General features: G+C 68.7%; 11 protein-coding genes and 1 pseudogene. 5 read left to right on the forward strand and 7 right to left on the reverse strand.

The window, feature by feature from the left end; translation table 11 throughout:
- Positions 1 to 55 precede the first annotated feature (55 nt).
- Both ACWEN3_RS01225 and ACWEN3_RS01230 read right to left on the reverse strand, forming a co-directional pair.
- A complete protein-coding gene (locus ACWEN3_RS01225; RefSeq protein WP_452964091.1) occupies positions 56 to 1,102 on the reverse strand; it encodes a zinc-binding dehydrogenase in 1,047 nt (348 codons plus the stop codon).
- 159 nt (positions 1,103 to 1,261) lie between these two features.
- Entirely contained in the window at positions 1,262 to 4,483 is a 3,222-nt protein-coding gene (locus ACWEN3_RS01230; RefSeq protein ID WP_452964094.1) for a bifunctional cytochrome P450/NADPH--P450 reductase, read from the reverse strand.
- 253 nt (positions 4,484 to 4,736) lie between these two features.
- Between ACWEN3_RS01230 and ACWEN3_RS01235 the strand changes: the two genes are divergently transcribed.
- The 3 genes and pseudogenes from ACWEN3_RS01235 (at position 4,737) to ACWEN3_RS01245 (ending at position 7,969) form a co-directional block, all read left to right on the forward strand.
- Positions 4,737 to 5,390 carry a TetR/AcrR family transcriptional regulator gene (locus ACWEN3_RS01235; protein ID WP_452964096.1) on the forward strand — a complete coding sequence of 218 codons (654 nt, stop codon included), beginning with the start codon at positions 4,737 to 4,739 and terminating at the stop codon, positions 5,388 to 5,390.
- A gap of 400 nt (positions 5,391 to 5,790) precedes the next feature.
- Positions 5,791 to 7,252: pseudogene (locus tag ACWEN3_RS01240) on the forward strand (MFS transporter).
- Positions 7,253 to 7,372: 120 nt separating this feature from the next.
- Entirely contained in the window at positions 7,373 to 7,969 is a 597-nt protein-coding gene (locus tag ACWEN3_RS01245; protein WP_452964097.1) for a TetR/AcrR family transcriptional regulator, read from the forward strand.
- A 304-nt stretch (positions 7,970 to 8,273) separates the two neighbouring features.
- Here the strand turns inward: ACWEN3_RS01245 and ACWEN3_RS01250 are convergent, their stop codons facing one another.
- The 5 genes from ACWEN3_RS01250 to ACWEN3_RS01270 all read right to left on the reverse strand — a co-directional run bounded on the left by ACWEN3_RS01250 (position 8,274) and on the right by ACWEN3_RS01270 (position 13,017).
- Positions 8,274 to 10,430, reverse strand: coding sequence for an ATP-binding SpoIIE family protein phosphatase (locus tag ACWEN3_RS01250; RefSeq protein ID WP_452964099.1), 2,157 nt, complete (start codon positions 10,428 to 10,430; stop codon positions 8,274 to 8,276).
- A gap of 254 nt (positions 10,431 to 10,684) precedes the next feature.
- Positions 10,685 to 11,038 (reverse strand): SsgA family sporulation/cell division regulator, encoded by a 354-nt coding sequence (locus tag ACWEN3_RS01255; protein WP_452964102.1) that lies wholly within the window; start codon positions 11,036 to 11,038, stop codon positions 10,685 to 10,687.
- A 528-nt stretch (positions 11,039 to 11,566) separates the two neighbouring features.
- Positions 11,567 to 11,896 carry an NIPSNAP family protein gene (locus ACWEN3_RS01260; RefSeq protein WP_452964104.1) on the reverse strand — a complete coding sequence of 110 codons (330 nt, stop codon included), beginning with the start codon at positions 11,894 to 11,896 and terminating at the stop codon, positions 11,567 to 11,569.
- A 40-nt stretch (positions 11,897 to 11,936) separates the two neighbouring features.
- Positions 11,937 to 12,359, reverse strand: a complete 423-nt coding sequence (locus tag ACWEN3_RS01265) for an SsgA family sporulation/cell division regulator (RefSeq protein ID WP_452964106.1) — start codon at positions 12,357 to 12,359, stop codon at positions 11,937 to 11,939.
- Between the two features lie 244 nt (positions 12,360 to 12,603).
- Positions 12,604 to 13,017: a hypothetical protein gene (locus tag ACWEN3_RS01270; protein WP_452964109.1), complete on the reverse strand. Its 414-nt coding sequence runs from the start codon at positions 13,015 to 13,017 to the stop codon at positions 12,604 to 12,606.
- Between the two features lie 684 nt (positions 13,018 to 13,701).
- On the opposite strand from ACWEN3_RS01270, the gene ACWEN3_RS01275 reads away from it, so the two are divergent.
- Both ACWEN3_RS01275 and ACWEN3_RS01280 read left to right on the forward strand, forming a co-directional pair.
- Positions 13,702 to 13,920 carry a ferredoxin gene (locus ACWEN3_RS01275; RefSeq protein WP_345047821.1) on the forward strand — a complete coding sequence of 73 codons (219 nt, stop codon included), beginning with the start codon at positions 13,702 to 13,704 and terminating at the stop codon, positions 13,918 to 13,920.
- On the forward strand, positions 13,917 to 15,320 hold the full coding sequence (locus tag ACWEN3_RS01280) for an NAD(P)/FAD-dependent oxidoreductase (RefSeq protein ID WP_452964111.1): 1,404 nt from the start codon (positions 13,917 to 13,919) through the stop codon (positions 15,318 to 15,320). Before ACWEN3_RS01275 ends, ACWEN3_RS01280 begins: the two co-directional genes overlap by 4 nt.
- Positions 15,321 to 15,329 lie beyond the last annotated feature (9 nt).

Raw genomic sequence — 15,329 nt, forward strand, 5'->3', positions numbered from 1 at the left:
GCACCGGCGCCCACTCACCCCTGCCCAGGGTGGCTTGTTGTCCTGCTGACGGGCGTCAGGGGACGAGGATGAGGCGGATCGGGTCGCCGATCTTGTTCTCCAGTCGGTGGACGGCGTCGGCGGCCTCGATGAGCGGGATGTGGTCGGTGATGGAGGGGGCCAGGTCGAGGCGTCCGGCTGCGGTCAGCTGCACCAGCTCGGAGACGGACTCGGGGAAGCCGCCGTAGTGGCCGCGGACCTGCTTCTGCAGGTAGTTGAAGGTCAGGCCCTCGGTGATGGTCAGTGGCCGGGGTGTGATGCCCACCAGGATGAGGGAGCCGCCGAGGCCGAGCACGGAGGCGGCCTGGTCGCGGACGGCGGGGACGCCGGCGCAGTCGAAGGCGAAGTCGAGGCCGCGTCCGCCGGTGGCTGCGCGGACCTGGTCGGCGAAGTCGGGGGCTGCCGGGTCGAGCGCGAGGTCCGCGCCGAAGGCCAGGGCGCGCTCGCGTGCGCTGGGCAGCGGGTCGACGGCGATGATCGGGGCGGCGCCGACCAGGCGGGCGAGGCGTACGTTGTGCGCGCCGACTCCGCCCACGCCCCAGACGCCGACGGACTGGGCGGGACGGACGCCCGCGGTGGCGACGACGGCGGCGTAGGGGGTGGAGACCGCGTCGGGGATGATCGCGGCCTGGTCGAAGGGGAGGCTGTCGGGGATGGGGATGAGGGTGTCCTCGCGGGCGATCACGTACTCGGCCCAGCCGCCGTCGTAGTCGATGCCGGCGGTGAGCATCTGGGTGCAGGGGCGGCGGCGCACGCAGCCGGCGCACCGGCCGCAGGTCTTGCCGGCCTCCAGGGTGACGCGGGTGCCGGGGGTCAGGCCGCGCTTGAGGTCGGGGCCGAGGGTGTGGATCACACCGGAGACCTCGTGGCCGACGGTGACCGTGTCGGAGGTGGCGAAGAGGGGGACGAGGGAGCCGTCGAGCAGGTGGACGTCGGAGAGGCAGACGCCTGCGGCCTTGACCTCGATGAGGATCTCGCCCGGGCCCGGCACGGGGATCGGGACCTCTTCCACGGCGAACTTCTTGCTGTCCAGGTGGAAGCGTCCGGCGAGCATGGTGTCCATGAAGATCTGCTTTCTGTGAGCGGCACGGTCCGGTGGTTGGGCCATGGGTGCCATGGGGTGTCTGGATGGCTGGTGGGGCCGGGAGGCGTGCGGGGGAGGCAGGACATCCGCACGCCTCCCGGCGGCTGGGGGTCAGCGCGCCTTGACGGCGTGCGACGGTCAGGCGAAGACGTCCTGCTGGTAGCGCTCGTCCGCTTCGAGCTGGGCGAGCCACTGCTGGGCGGTCTCGTCGTCGCTGCCGGTCTTCTGGCGGTGGATGGCGGCGAGTGCCTCGCGGACGGCGGGGGCCATGCGGCGGCCGTCACCGCAGACGTAGATGTACGCGCCGTCCTCGATGGCCTGCCACACCGTGTCGGCGGCATGGGCGATGGCGTTCTGCACGAACCGGGCGGGATGGCCGGTCACCGCGGAATAGGCGGTGTGGATCTGTGCGATCCCGGCCTGCTCCCAGTCCTGCATCTCCTGCTTGTAGAAGTAGTCGTGTTCCGGGTGGCGGCAGCCGACGAAGACCTGCGACGCGCCCACCTGGGTGCCGTTCGCGTGCTGTGTCGCCCGCTCCTCCAGGAAGCCTCGCAGCGGCGCGATGCCGGTGCCGGGGCCGATGAGGATCAGCGGCGTGGCGGGGTCGGCGGGCGGGGCGAACGTCGGGGAGGGCACGCGGACGTAGCCGTAGACGACGTCTCCGGGCTCGAGGCCCGCGATGTAGGCCGAGCAGGTGCCGCGGTACTGGCCGTCGCCGGACAGGGCCGGGCCTTCCAGCAGGCCGACGGTCAGGCGCACGTGGCGCGGGTTGGCGGACGGGGCGGAGGAGATGGAGTAGAAGCGCGGGCGGATGGGGCCCGTCATCTCCAGGAACACGGCCAGCGGCAGCTCGACGGCCGGGAAGCGCTCCAGCAGGCCCAGCACCGAGATGCGCTTGCCGAGGATCTCCTTCTGGTAGCGCTCCTCGGCCTCCTGGGTGTCGGCGGTGTACGCCTGCAGCTGCGGCCGGGTCCACGGGCACTCGGTGTACTCGGCGAGCGTCTGGATTTGGGAGCGGGTGGCCACGTCCTGCAGCTCCAGGAACTCGGTGAGCAGGATGCCGGCCGTGACCGGGGTGCCCACCGGCAGGTGGGTGCGGCCACCGGCCGGCTGGTCGAGCCGGAGCACCTGGTCGTACTCGACGCCGAGCCGCCTCAGCGCGCGCTCCACCAGGGCGAGTTCGTTCTTGGCGAAGACGGCCAGGTGGTTGCCGGTGTCGTAGGTGACGCCCTCGGGCAGCTCGACGGTGATGGACTTCGCGGACGGGCGCGGCGGCTCGATGCTGAAGTCCCACAGGCCGGTCGCGTCGGCCACGAGCTCGTCGTTGGCCACCACCGTGAGCGGGTACGCCTGCTCGGAGACGATGGCGGGACGCACGTCGGACTCGGTGAGCAGCTGGACCTGGTAGCGCGGGCCGCTCGCCTGGGAGGTGTCGGCGGCGTACTCCTCGGCCAGAGTGGCCCACAGGTTGTCCATCCACCGCGTGGCCATGCCGTCGAAGTCCCCGGCGGCGTCCGCGATGCCGCGCTCGACGACCGGGGTGGCGCCGGCGGCCAGCAGACCTTCCTCGATCCGCTTGGGGAACGCCTGGTAGGTGGCCACCCACTGGGTGTTGCCGGCGCCCAGCAGCGCGTACCGCACATTCGCCAGCGAGCCCTCGGGCAGCCCGGCGGCGAGCAGGTCGTCGAAGCGCTGGGCGTTGTCGGGAGCCTTGCCGTTGTAGCTGGCCGCCACCACGGCGAGCAGGCCCTCGGTGGGCAGGTTTTCACCCAGCTCGTCCAGGCTCACCAGCGTGGTGCCGAACCCGGAGCGCTCACCGCGGTCGGCGATCGTGCGCGCAAGGTCCTCGCACGAACCCAGGCTGGAGCCGTAGGCGACGGTCAGGTTCACACCGACGCCGCTGACCGCTGCCTGCGCCTGCGTGTCGCCGGTCTGCAGGTCCGCGGCGCCGAAGACGGTCCGCTCGTGCTCCTGACGGCGACGGACGATGAGTTCGAAGTTGCCGGGCTTGCGCGTCAACGCCTCCCGCACGTCCATCTTGTAGTCGCTGGTGTCCGAGAGCTTGAACTTCTGCAGCACCAGCGCCAGGGCCAGGCGGGCCTCGGTGAGCGCGAACTGCCGGCCGATGCAGGCACGCACACCGTTGCCGAACGGCTTGTAGGCGTGCGGGTGCTGCTGGGCCCGGTTCTCCGGCAGCCACCGGTCGATGTCGAACTCGTCGGGACGGTCCCACGCCTTGGGGTGGGTGTGCAGGGGACCCTCGAGGATGTTGACCCGCGTGCCCTTCTTGAGAAGGTAGCGGCCACCGATGACGGTGTCCTCCAGCGGGGCCTTGCCGAACGCCGGGATCGGAGCCCACAGGCGCAGGGTCTCGTCCAGGATCCGTGGGATGACGTCCAGCTGCATGATCGTGTCGTAGTCCGGGACGGTGTCGCCGGGCATCAAGCGGTCCACCTCGGCATACGCCTGGGCCAGGACGTGCGGGTTGCGCATCAGCGAGTACGTGGCGAACGACAGCAGACCACTGGTGGTCTCGTGACCGGCGATCAGGAACGTCAGCACCTGGTCGCGGACGTTGTCGTCGGCCAGCAGCTTGCCGGTCTCCGGGTCCGTGGCCTCCAGCATCAGACCCAGCAGGTCCTCCTCACCGGTACCCTTCCCATCGCGGCGCTCCTTGATCACGCTCTCGACCAGGTCCTGCATCAACCGGATGTTGTCGCGGTACTTCCGGTCGTCCGCCTTGCGCAGCTTGGTCATCATCGGCAGCTCCTGCGAGCGCCGAAGCGACTCCACCAGGGCGCCCAGCAGCGCGTTGAGGAAGGGGTGCAGCTCCTCCTTGTCGAAGGACTTGAATCGGTAGCCGAACCCCGACAGGGCGATGGTGTCCAGCGTCAGGCGGGTGTAGTCGTCGGTGATGTTGACCGGCTGGCCCTCCCTGCGCTCCCACTTGCCCGCCAGGTTCTGGGCGATCTCCAGCATCTGCCCGTAGTAAGCCTTCATGGCCCGCTGGCTGAACGCCGGCAGCAGGACACGGTGTGCCATGCCCCATTCCTCTTCGTACTGGTGGGCCGTGAACAGGCCCGCGCCGGCGAAGTCCCGGACGTGGTGCAGCGGCGTCTTGTCGATCTGCTTGAAGAACCGCGTCTCGTCGCAGACCTCGGCCACCAGGTCCGGGTCGTAGACGAAGACCTGCTCGATGCCGGCGATGTCCATGCCGTAGATGCCCTCGGGGAACTGCTTGGACAGCTCACCGAAGTACTCCACCGGATTGGTGTCGGGGATCTGCGGTGTATTGCCGAGGAGGGGGATCCCGCGCGGGGACCGGATGGGGCGAAGGTCGTTCGCGGAGTGCGTAGTCATGTCTTGCTCCTCTGCGCGGAGGGGTGGAGGGGGATGGGCAAGGGCGCGCTGCGCAGGTCGATGCCTTGGCGCCGTACGGAAACATACGCCGTATGGAATTGGAACCATACGCGGTACGGAAAGTGGAGTGCAACCCCGGGAGCCCAGGCGGGGCTGTGGTGAAGCTCATTTCCATACCATGTACGGAACTGGTACCGTACGGGGTATGGAAAAGAAGGTGAGACGTCCCCCGCGGGGAACGAGGAAGAGAGACGTGCCTCTGACCGAGGCCGGGATCTATGCCGCCGCCCTGCGGCTCATCGACGAGGACGGGGTCGAGGCGCTCACCATGCGCAAACTCGCCACCACGCTCGACGCGAACCCGATGTCGCTGTACCACCACGTGCCGAACAAGGAAGCCGTGCTGCGCGGCGTGACGAGAATGGTCGGAGCGCAGTTCCGCACCGTGACACTGGAGGACGCGCCCTGGCAGGAGCGGATCCGTCTGCTCGCCACGGACTTCCGGACCCTGGCGCACCGTCACCCCAAGCTGCTGGCGTACTCGTTCAGCCACCAGCCGGACTTCATCCAGCCCGACGACCCGTTCTGGACCGCCCTCACCGCCATCGTGGCGGCTGCCGGTGTGCCGCAGTCAGAGGTCTCGGAGATCGCCGCGCTGATGGTCGCCGTCGTCATCGGTGTCCTCACCGCAGAACTAAACGGCGCTCTCCACCAGTGGTCGACCCTCAAGTCCCACGGCCCTGAAGCCGACGAAGACGGGGCCGCGGACGCAGACCCTGGCTCTACGAGTGCGGCCCCTGAGGGCCCTGACCAGGACCACATGTTCCGTCTCGTGATGGACACGCTGATCACGGGCCTGGAAGGCCGCCTCACCGCCGGTCGTGACGGCCGGCACGCTGGCCATTGAGCCAGTCAGCCTGAGACGCTGCGCCCCAAGCGCTGGCGCCTGGGGCGCGCCCGCAGTCGGGCGATCTCAGGCTGCGACACAGGGGAGCCACCCCCTCACATCGGGTGAGACCGTCCGGCGGGGTGGTTCCACATCCAGCCTCTTCACGGCAGCCGTATGCCGACGCTGAACCGTGAAATGACCATGGTCGTTGGCTTGTTCCTGGTCTCCCTCCTGGAAGGGAGACCGTCGGCCTCGTCGAGCTGAATCAACCGCGTTCACCGAGGCGGCTACGCCGCCGAGTGCTCCCGCCCGTGAGCAGGAAGTGGCGCCCCGTACCGGATGAGACCTACCCGATCTCTTGATCCGTTCTTTTCCCTCTTCCTCCATCCCCCCATCCGCTGTCCGGAGGGCTGCCCCCATGTCCCAGAACGCCACCGTCGCTGCTTGCGGCGCCGAGACCACACCTGAGAATGTGCCCGACCTGTCGCACCGGCGTCGCTGGTGGATTGTGTTGGTCATTTCCCTGTCGATGCTGATGGGTGTCCTCGACGGCACCATCGTGAACATCGCCCTGCCAGCCGCCCAGCACGACCTGGGCTTCTCGGACGCCGGCCGGCAGTGGGTGGTCACCGCCTATGCGCTGACCTTCGGCAGTCTGCTGCTGCTCGGCGGCAGGGTCGCGGACCTGGTCGGGCAGAGGGTGACGTTCCTGGTGGGTCTGGCCGGCTTCGCGGCCGCTTCCATGGTGGCGGGCGCGGCGAACGGTTTCGCCATGCTCGTCATCGCGCGCGCAGTTCAGGGCCTGTTCACCGCCCTGCTGGCCCCGTCGGCCCTGTCGGTCCTGATGACCACCTTCACCGATCCGCGCGAGCGGGCGAAAGCTTTCACTGTCGCGGGATCGGTCGCCGGTGCTGGACTGGCGCTGGACCATGTACGTCAATGTGATCTTCGCGGTGGTGGCGTTCGTCGGTGGGGCAGCCCTGCTGCACCGCGCCCTGCGTGACACGTCCTCCAAGCTCGACGTACCCGGCACCCTGCTGGCCTCCAACGGCCTGTTCTGCCTGGTCTACGGGTTCTCGAACGCCGAAACACACGGCTGGGGTTCGCCGGCGACCCTGGGCATGCTGGCGGCCGGTGCCGTAGTGGTGGCCCTTTTCGTGTGGTGGCAGAGCAGGGCGGCGTATCCGCTGCTGCCCCTGCGGGTCCTGCTGGATCGCAACCGCGGCGCCTCCTTCGCCGCCCTCTTCGTCACCGGCGCGGGCATGTTCGGCGTGTTCCTCTTCCTGACCTACTACCTGCAGCAGAGCCTCGGCTATAGCGCTCTGAACACCGGCTTCGCCTTCCTGCCCCTGATCGTGGCCTCGTCGTCCGCCTCCGCCGTGGCCAACAACGTCCTGGTGGCGCGCATAGGACCAAAGCCAGTGGTCCCGCTGGGCATGGCCATTGCGGCCGCCGGGCTGATCTGGATGACCGGACTGGACCTGAACAGCGGATACGTGACGCAGGTACTGCCCCAGCTGGTACTCGTCGGCATCGGGTTGGGCACGGTCATCGCGCCCGCCATGAGCCTGGCGACCTCCGGGGTGGCGGCCGCCGATGCTGGCGTTGCGTCGGCCGCTGTCAACACGCTTCAGCAGGTGGGCGGCTCCATTGGCATCGCCTTGCTCAGCACGATGGCCTCCGACGCCGCGACCGGCTATCTCTCCGGCCGCAACCCCAAGGACCCCGGCGTGCTGGCTCAGGCCGGCCTCGAGGGCTATTCCACGGCCTACTGGTGGTCGGCGGCCGTCTTCGTCACCGGCCGGGTCGTCACCGCCCTGCTCTACCGCCGGGGTGTGCCCCAGCAGAACGAGAACGCTGCATCCGTCGTGCACATGTAATGGGACAAGCAGTGCTTTGAGGGCCCACCTTCGAGGGGGGCGAACAGGGTCTTTGTGGCTCCCCTCCCCTGCTCGATGGATGCCCCATAGTCGCTGCGGCTCGGGTTCTATCAGCGGAAGGTGTACCAGGTGGAAGATCGAACAGATCCGCGTCTATTGCGCAGTCGTGAGGCCATGGTCGCGGCGGCCACCGCGTTGCTCACGGAAGGTGGGCTGGAGGCCGTGACACATCAAACGGTTGCGACTCGTGCCGGCGTGGGCAGGGCAACCGTCTACCGGCACTGGCCGAGCCTTCTCGACCTCCGCCTGGCCGCGCTGGAGGCCGGCATGCCCCCTCTCCCTCCGGTACCCGAGGAGCTTCGGGCCGCTTCGGGCAACGATCCGCGAGCGGAGCTCATTTACCGTCTGAACGTGCTCGCCGAGCGTTGGGACGACGAGCAATCGGGGGCCGTCCTTGCCGCGGTCCTCGGGGGCTCACGGCACGACGAAGGTATGCGCCGCCTCCGGGAGGCACTGCTGAACCAGATCGCCGACGCCCTGCGTCCCGCGGTCACCACAGCCGTCGAGCGCGGTCAGCTCCGGCCCGACGTCACACCCGAGACATTCGCCATGGCCACCGCCGGGCCGCTGTTCTTCGAGCGTTTCTTCGCCGGGATCCACCTGGGGCGCGACACCGGGAACGCCGTCGTGGACGCCGCTTTGCGAGGTTGGTGTTAGGCGTATCGGCTTGCGGCCGCGAAGCAAGCCAGGCCATCCGTCCTACAAGGTCTCCGGCCTTCAATTATTCGGAGCCGGTAACGCCCTCCTTCCGCAGCGGCTTCGCCGACCACGTTCGCCGACTTCTGGTCTGCGAGGTCACCGACTCCAGCAACACCCAGCCTCACCGCTCGCTGGAGCTGCCGCAACAGCCAGAGCCGCAAGACGATCTGGTTCGAGCAGCCCATCGAACGCCGTTCCTACTGAGCCCCCGAGCTCGTGGTCGACGCATCCGCTCACCGCAGATCTCCGTCCGTCGTCGCACCTACAGGGAATCCCATGCCGGGAATCCAACGGACTCCTTCTCGCTCAGCTCGGCCCAGACCGTCTTGCCTTGTCGGGCGTGCCGCGTTCCCCAGCGCTCGGCGAACTGAGCGACCAGGAACAGGCCCCGTCCCCCCTCGTCGTAGGTGCGGGCCCGACGCAGGTGAGGGGTGGTGCTACTCGTGTCGGATACCTCGCAAACGAGGGCACGGTCGTGGATCAGGCGCAGCCGTATGGGAGGACGACCGTAGCGGATGGCGTTGGTGACCAGTTCGCTGACGATGAGCCCGGTGGAGAACTCGACCTCCTCCAGGCCCCAGTTGCTCAGCTGTTGAGCGACGTTCGACCGGGCACGGGACACGCAGACGGGGTCAGCGTCCAAGTCCCAGCTGACGACTTGGCGAGCGCCCAGGACGAGGGTGCGTGCGAGGAGCAGCGCGACGTCGTCATGTGGTCGATCAGCCGGCAGCAGGGCTTCGAGCACGGTGTCGCACATTGCTTGCAGGGAGGAAGCGGGCTGAGCAAGTGCTTGGTGGAGCAGGGCGATACCCGCTTCGATGTCGTGGTCACGGCCTTCGATCAGGCCATCGGTGTAGAGGGCAAGGACGCTGCCTTCGGGGAGGTTGAACTCCGCCGCTTCGAACGGAAGGCCACCCAGGCCCAGCGGTGGTCCGGGTGGCAGTTCGATGAGGTCGGCGGTTCCGTCAGGGCCCACCACGGCGGGCAGCACATGCCCCGCGCGGGCGAGGACGCACTGGCGGGAGACGGGGTCGTAGACGGCGTACAGGCAGGTGGCGCCGATGTCCCCGGCCTCTTCGATGGTCGGGTCTGTGGAGGATTCGGCGGACAGGCGGATGACGACGTCGTCCAGGTGGGTGAGGAGTTCGTCGGGCGGCAGGTCGATGTCGGCGAGGGTGCGGACGGCGGTCCGCAGCCGCCCCATGGTGGCGGCGGCGTGGATGCCGTGTCCGACCACGTCGCCCACCACCAGGGCGACGCGTGCTCCGGACAGTGGGATGACGTCGTACCAGTCGCCGCCGACGCCGGCCTGGGCCCCTGCGGGCAGGTAGCGGCAAGCGATCTCCACGGCCGACTGCTCTGCGGTGTGCTGCGGGAGCAGGCTGCGCTGCAGGGTGAGGGCAGTCGCGCGCGCATGTGTGTAGCGGCGGGCATTGTCGACGGCCACCGCCGCCCTGGCGGCGATCTCCTGCGCGAGGAGCAGGTCCTCGTCGTCGAAGGGGTCGGGGTTGCGGTGCCGGATGAACTGCGCGACGCCCAGGGCGGAGTCTCGGGCCCGCAGCGGCACCACCAGCGTCGAGTGGGTCTTGTGGTCGTCGGCGCCGTCGGCGTTACGGGGCGCCGGTGGGCCGGTGTGCCGGCAGGGCTGACCGGTGTCGAGAGCGCGAGCCGACGGTGAACCGCGCGGGCTGACGTGAAGCTGCTCCGGTCGGATCGTCAATTCCTGGTCGCCCTCCACCACTGATCGTTGAGCGACCCGCCGGAGCGTCGGAAGGCCGCTCACAGGGCTGTCATTTCCGCGCAGCACGGAGTCGAGCAGGTCGACGGTGACGAGGTCGGCAAAATTCTCGGTGGCGAGGTCCGCCAGCTCTTGGGCGGTGCGGGCGATGTCCAGCGTGGTGCCGATGCGCCTGCCCGCCTCGTTCACAACCGAGAGCCGCCACTGCAGCCGCCGGTCCCGTTCCCGCTGGTAGACCGCCACGCCCTGCTCCGACATGCGATCGACGTACCCGGCCATCGTTGCGATCAGTTTCCGCGTCGCCGCACTGATCAATTCGGCGTCGTCGGTCAGCCGGGGCATCTCTTCGAGCAGCCGGTCGAGCATGACACCTTGCCCCAGCCGGAAGGACCGCAGTATCACGCTGACGGGTGTCCCGTGCCGAGCAAGTCGGCGCGCGCGGTCCGGGTCTGTGGCCGGCGTTTCGATCCGGTCCGGCTCGATGCCGTGTACCAGGCCGGCCAACGCCGCGAGAACATGTTCGGTGACGTTCTCTGCCGTCATGCGGGCGACGTCGGGGTCTGCCCAGACCTCGGGGACTTCACGCTGCAGGCACCGCTCGATGTCATGGATCAGCTGGTCTGCCCGCCGGCTGGCCTCACGCGCGGCGCGGGACACGAGACTGTCCGCAGTGAAGTCCACAAGACGACGTTACGCTGCACCGGCGTGTACAACCCGGCAGGGTTCGGGGAGCGGGGCCCAGCGTGCGCACGGTCGGCGTTGAAGCCGCTCACTCAAGCGAGGGTCGGCCGCGGAGTCGCGGCGAACAATCGCGACCTAGGCCGGCATCGACCCGGCCGCCCTCCTCGCCACGACTGCGGACATTTACTCACCATGGCGGTGAACACGAGGCGCAGACGTCCGTGTGCCTGCCTCAGGTCGCACCCTGACAGGACTCACCTTTCGGCGAGGAAGTGCGCCAGCAAACGGTCGAAGTTGCTGTGGCCGAGCTCGGCCCCCCGGGGCACCACTGCCTCCGTTTCTTGCAGGAACGCCTTGATTTCCTGCGCTGGGGCCTTGAGCAGGGCCGTACCGGATGGCGGGTTGAGAAGGATGTACAAGTCGCGGCAGCCCTCCTCGCCGGTGGGCCATACGCGAACGTCTCCCTCGCCGGCGGGGCCCTCCAGGCCGTCGATCAGCAAATCGCGCCCGATGATCCATTCCACCGACTCGTCGCTGTCGGCATCGGTGGTGAAGGCGGCATGGACCACATAGGGATCACTCGGCTCATACCGCAGATTCATGATCATGGGCAAGGACGTCGCATGCACGCCGACAAGCTTCACAGGTAGCCCCTGGATCACAGTTCTCAATGACTTCATTGGGTCTTACTCCTGGTGCCTCGAGTCATCTGGGGAGGGCCATCGGAAGGGCTGTCGTCGGATTCCCCGACGGGAGCAGGCGAGGCCACCACTGCCGGCCGGGGCCATCACGGAGATGTGGCCGACGGCGGTTGCCGGCAAAGGGCGCCCTTGGTCTCAGCGATCGACGCTGTACCGGTCGTGGTTGTGGTGTACCGACTCGTCACGGTCCCCACCTCGACGTCGGCCGTGGTTGCCGGGGCCCGGCCACGCAGGGCAGAGCCGTGCTTGGACCGGAACGGCACGCGCTCCGAGTCCGAGGAGACGCACATGACACACAGGTGCCCTGCTTATGGGTCGGTATCGATGCCAGCGAGGGCCACCACTGGTGGGTCGCCATCGACGACACCGGAACCACTATCGCAGGGCCGCGGGATACCGGCCCTTCTGGCCGCCTCACTCGTCGCATGCCGACCGTCAGCGCAAGTGTGAGTCCACGGTGGGCGTCAGCGGGATCTCGTCTAGGCCGACGATCTGGCTGATGTCGAAGCCCTCCATGTCCGCGCGGAATTCAGGACTCGACAGGTATGCCTCCAGTCGTTCCCGCACGTCGTCGGTGTCCCTGTAGGAGACGAGGGCGTAGAGCCGGGGGTTCTCGTTTCCGGGCGCCGCGGGCCCCGTCCAGACGCCGTGGGTGGTGATCCTGTGCTTGGCCATACCGGGAATGTGCTTGGCCCAGATCTTCTCGTAGGCGGAGAGCGCGTCGGAGCTGCGCAGGGTGTAGACGCGAAGCTGGTACTGGGACATGACACTGGTTCCTTTGCTTCTGAGCATGGATGGTAGGCGGTCAGCCTTGGGGGAGGAGGTGTGCCAGTTCGGCATCCCAGTCGATGAGTCCGGACTCGGTACCCCGTGGCACCAGAGCCTGGGTGTCCTGAAGGAAGGACGAGATGTCCTGCACGGGGACCTCGAGCAAGGCGGTTCCTGCGGAAGACCCGAGGGCGATGTAGATCGACTCGTCACCCCGCCCTGCGGCCGACCAGATCCGGACGTCCGCGTGGCCTGCGGAGCCCTGCAGGCCGTCTGCCAGAAGATCCCGCCCCAGGACCCATTCGACCGGGTCGTCACAGTCGACGAAGAAGGCGGCACGGACGACATAGGGGTCCGCGGGCGCGTAGCGCAGACGTACGAAGAGGGGCAATGAATAGGCGTGCGAGACGACCAGTTGCACGGCCACCCGTCGTTCTACGGCCTTCAGGGACTTCTTCATCGGCTTCCGCTCCTGGGTAGGGCTCGGCGGTGCCTCCCACCGGCCTGTGGCGAAGAGGCAGGTCGGGCGGAGGCGGTACGGCGGGGCGCGGGCGCCGGACGGCACCGGCGCACCGCATGAGAAGTGGCGCTGCACTCACTCGGCCGGCGGTCGGGGACGCCGCCCCCCGACCGTCGGACGGATCCCCGCCGCCGGCAGGGACAGGGCCGAGGGGAACTGCTTGCGCACATGGCCGATACCCGTCTCACCGGCCGTCGCGGCTCAGGTCATGGTGGTGCCTGCCCCCGCCGTCGTGCTCGCAGCGGTTCCCGTCGTGGCGGTAGGACCTGTCGGACGTCCAGCCGTGGCCCTCGCCGTCCCAGCGGTAGAAGTGACCATCGCGGTAGTAGAGACCGTCGCAGTCGTGTCGGGTCGCATCGGTGCCGTGGCGGTCCTGGTGCCAGCCGCGGGTCTCGTCGCAGGAGTAGCCCCGCTCGAGCAGGTAGCCGACACCGTTGTCCCAGCTGTAGTCAGCGGTCACGGCTCCGTCGGTCGGGTGCTGGGCGTGCGCGGACGCGAGGGGCGCGGCTGAAGCAGTGCCACCGGCACCGAGGACGGCGGCGCCGGCGACCGCGACTGAGGAGACAGTGAGGGCGATGCGCTTCGCGAGGTTGTTCATGATCTTTCCTTCCCGAGGGGGGGGTGATCTGCGCCAACGGCGGTTCTGTCAGGCGATGTATGAGACCCGGTGTGGTCCGAGCGAGCAGTTCCATACGTCGTATGGAAGTGCGCTTCCATTGTTACCATACGTCGTATGGAAATGTCGAAGTGACGAAGGCGACCGTTGACCGGCTGGCAGGAGCGCCAAGATCTCGCTCTTCATGGCGAGCTGCCCGTCGCCGGTCCCCCGGCGCACGCGCCAGGACGCGGTCGGGCTGGCCGGACGGCGGGACGGCGGGACGGCGGCTGGAGCGGGACCTGGCGATCGGTGGTGACCGGCCCGGAGATCGCCTCAGCCCGGGGAGTGAGGGCCCGAAGTCACGGATGCATCCAGTTCGCCGCAGTGGCGGGTTTGCGATCGCCGGAAGGCGGGACGACCATTTCTATTAGGGCCGTACCGACCAGGGCGCACCCTGATGCCGACGTCGAGGATGTATCGCCCTCTGCCGGCTGTGCCGCTCACAGCCGAGCGAGCGCCACCGCAAAGGCTGCGGCGCAGAACAGGACCGAACGGCCTGCCGGCGGCGACGGGTGGGACATCCAGCCCCGCCGCCAGACGGGGGGCTTGAGGAGCACCCCCCAGCTTCTTGACCCGGGTCGATGGTCGCCGTGGGGCGGTAGGCAGAACGGAAGGAGCCTGCCCATGCGGATCGTCGTGGACCTGAATCGCTGCCAGGGATACGCGCAATGTGTGTACCTGGCGCACGAGGTCTTCAGGTTGAACGGTCAGGAGGCGCTCACCTATGAGCCGAACCCCGATGACGAGCGGCGCCTGCAGGTCGAGCGAGCCGCTGCGGCGTGTCCGGTGCAGGCGATCGTCATCGACCGCGTGGACGGCGCGGAGCGGGGCGAGACGTCATGACCTTGAGGGCAACGGTCGCGGAGCTGGTGCGCGAGTTCCGGGCGAGCGGCCGGATCGTCATCGTGGGTGCCTCCCTGGCCGGGTTGCGGGCCGCGGAGACCCTGCGTGAGGAGGGCTTCACCGGTTCTCTGACCATCATCGGGGACGAGCCGTATGAGCCCTACGACCGTCCGCCGCTGTCCAAGCAGGTGCTCAAGGGGTGGGTGCCGGCCGACCACACGAAGCTGCCCCGCATGCGAGAAGTGGATGCGGACTGGCGGCTCGGGGTGGCCGCCGTCGGACTGGACCGCGTGACCAAGCAGGTGTCCCTGGCCGACGGGGAGCAGGTTCCGTACGACCGGTTGCTGATCGCCACGGGCACCCGCGCGCGGCAGTGGCCGAACCCGGCCGAGGCCGCCCTGCACGGTGTCCACACGATTCGTTCGCGTGATGATGCGGAGCGGTTGCAAAAGGCGCTGGCCGAGCCGCCGTCGCGGGTCCTGGTCATCGGCGCCGGGTTCATCGGCTCGGAAGTGGCCTCCGTCTGCCGGGAGCTCGACATCCCGGTGACCGTCGTCGAGCGGGGTTCGGCGCCGCTGGTCGGCGCGCTCGGCGGGGTGATCGGCGAGATCGCTGCGCAGATGCAGCGCGAGCACGGCGTGGACCTGCGCTGCGGGCTGGGCGTGTCGTCACTGGAGGGCGACTCCGGCGGGCACGTGCGGCGTGCGCATCTGTCCGACGGATCCACCGTCGACGCCGACGTGGTGGTGGCCTCGCTGGGATCGATCCGCAACGTGGAGTGGCTGGAGGGCTCGGGGCTGGCGGCCGGCTTCTGGGGCGTCGGGTGCGATGCCGGTGGTCGTGCCTTCGACATCAACGGCGTGGTCACCGACAGCGTCTACGTGGCAGGTGACGTGGCGCGTGCGCCGCATGTGCTGTACGAGTACCAGTTCCTGGCAATGGAGCACTGGGACAACGCCGTTCTCGGCGCCGAGGTCGCGGCGCACAACATGGTGAACCTCGAGCCCCACTATCGCCCGCATCTGCTGCTGCCCGGCTTCTGGTCCGGTCAGTTCGGCGTGAACATCAAGTCCGTCGGTGTGCCGCCCTTCGGCGACGAGATCGCCTTCACCCAAGGGTCCGTGTCGGACCGGCATTTCGCCGCCGCCTACGGCCGCCGGGGCCGCATCGTCGCGGCCGTCACCTTCGATCACGGCAAGTGGCTGGAGTACTACGGGAAGCTGATCGAGCGATCCGGTCCGTTCCCGCCCCCGCCGCCGGGCTGGGACCAGCCGGACGACATGAAGCCGGTGCCGGCCGAGTTCCCGGACCCAAGGGTCCCGACGGCGATCCCCGACGTCGTTTTGACCGGACACGCCCCGAGCGAGCGGACGGCCGAGTTCCGGCCGCGCCGCCACTGACGCGCTCGT

The sequence above is a fragment of the Streptomyces sp. NPDC004561 genome, assembly GCF_053602155.1.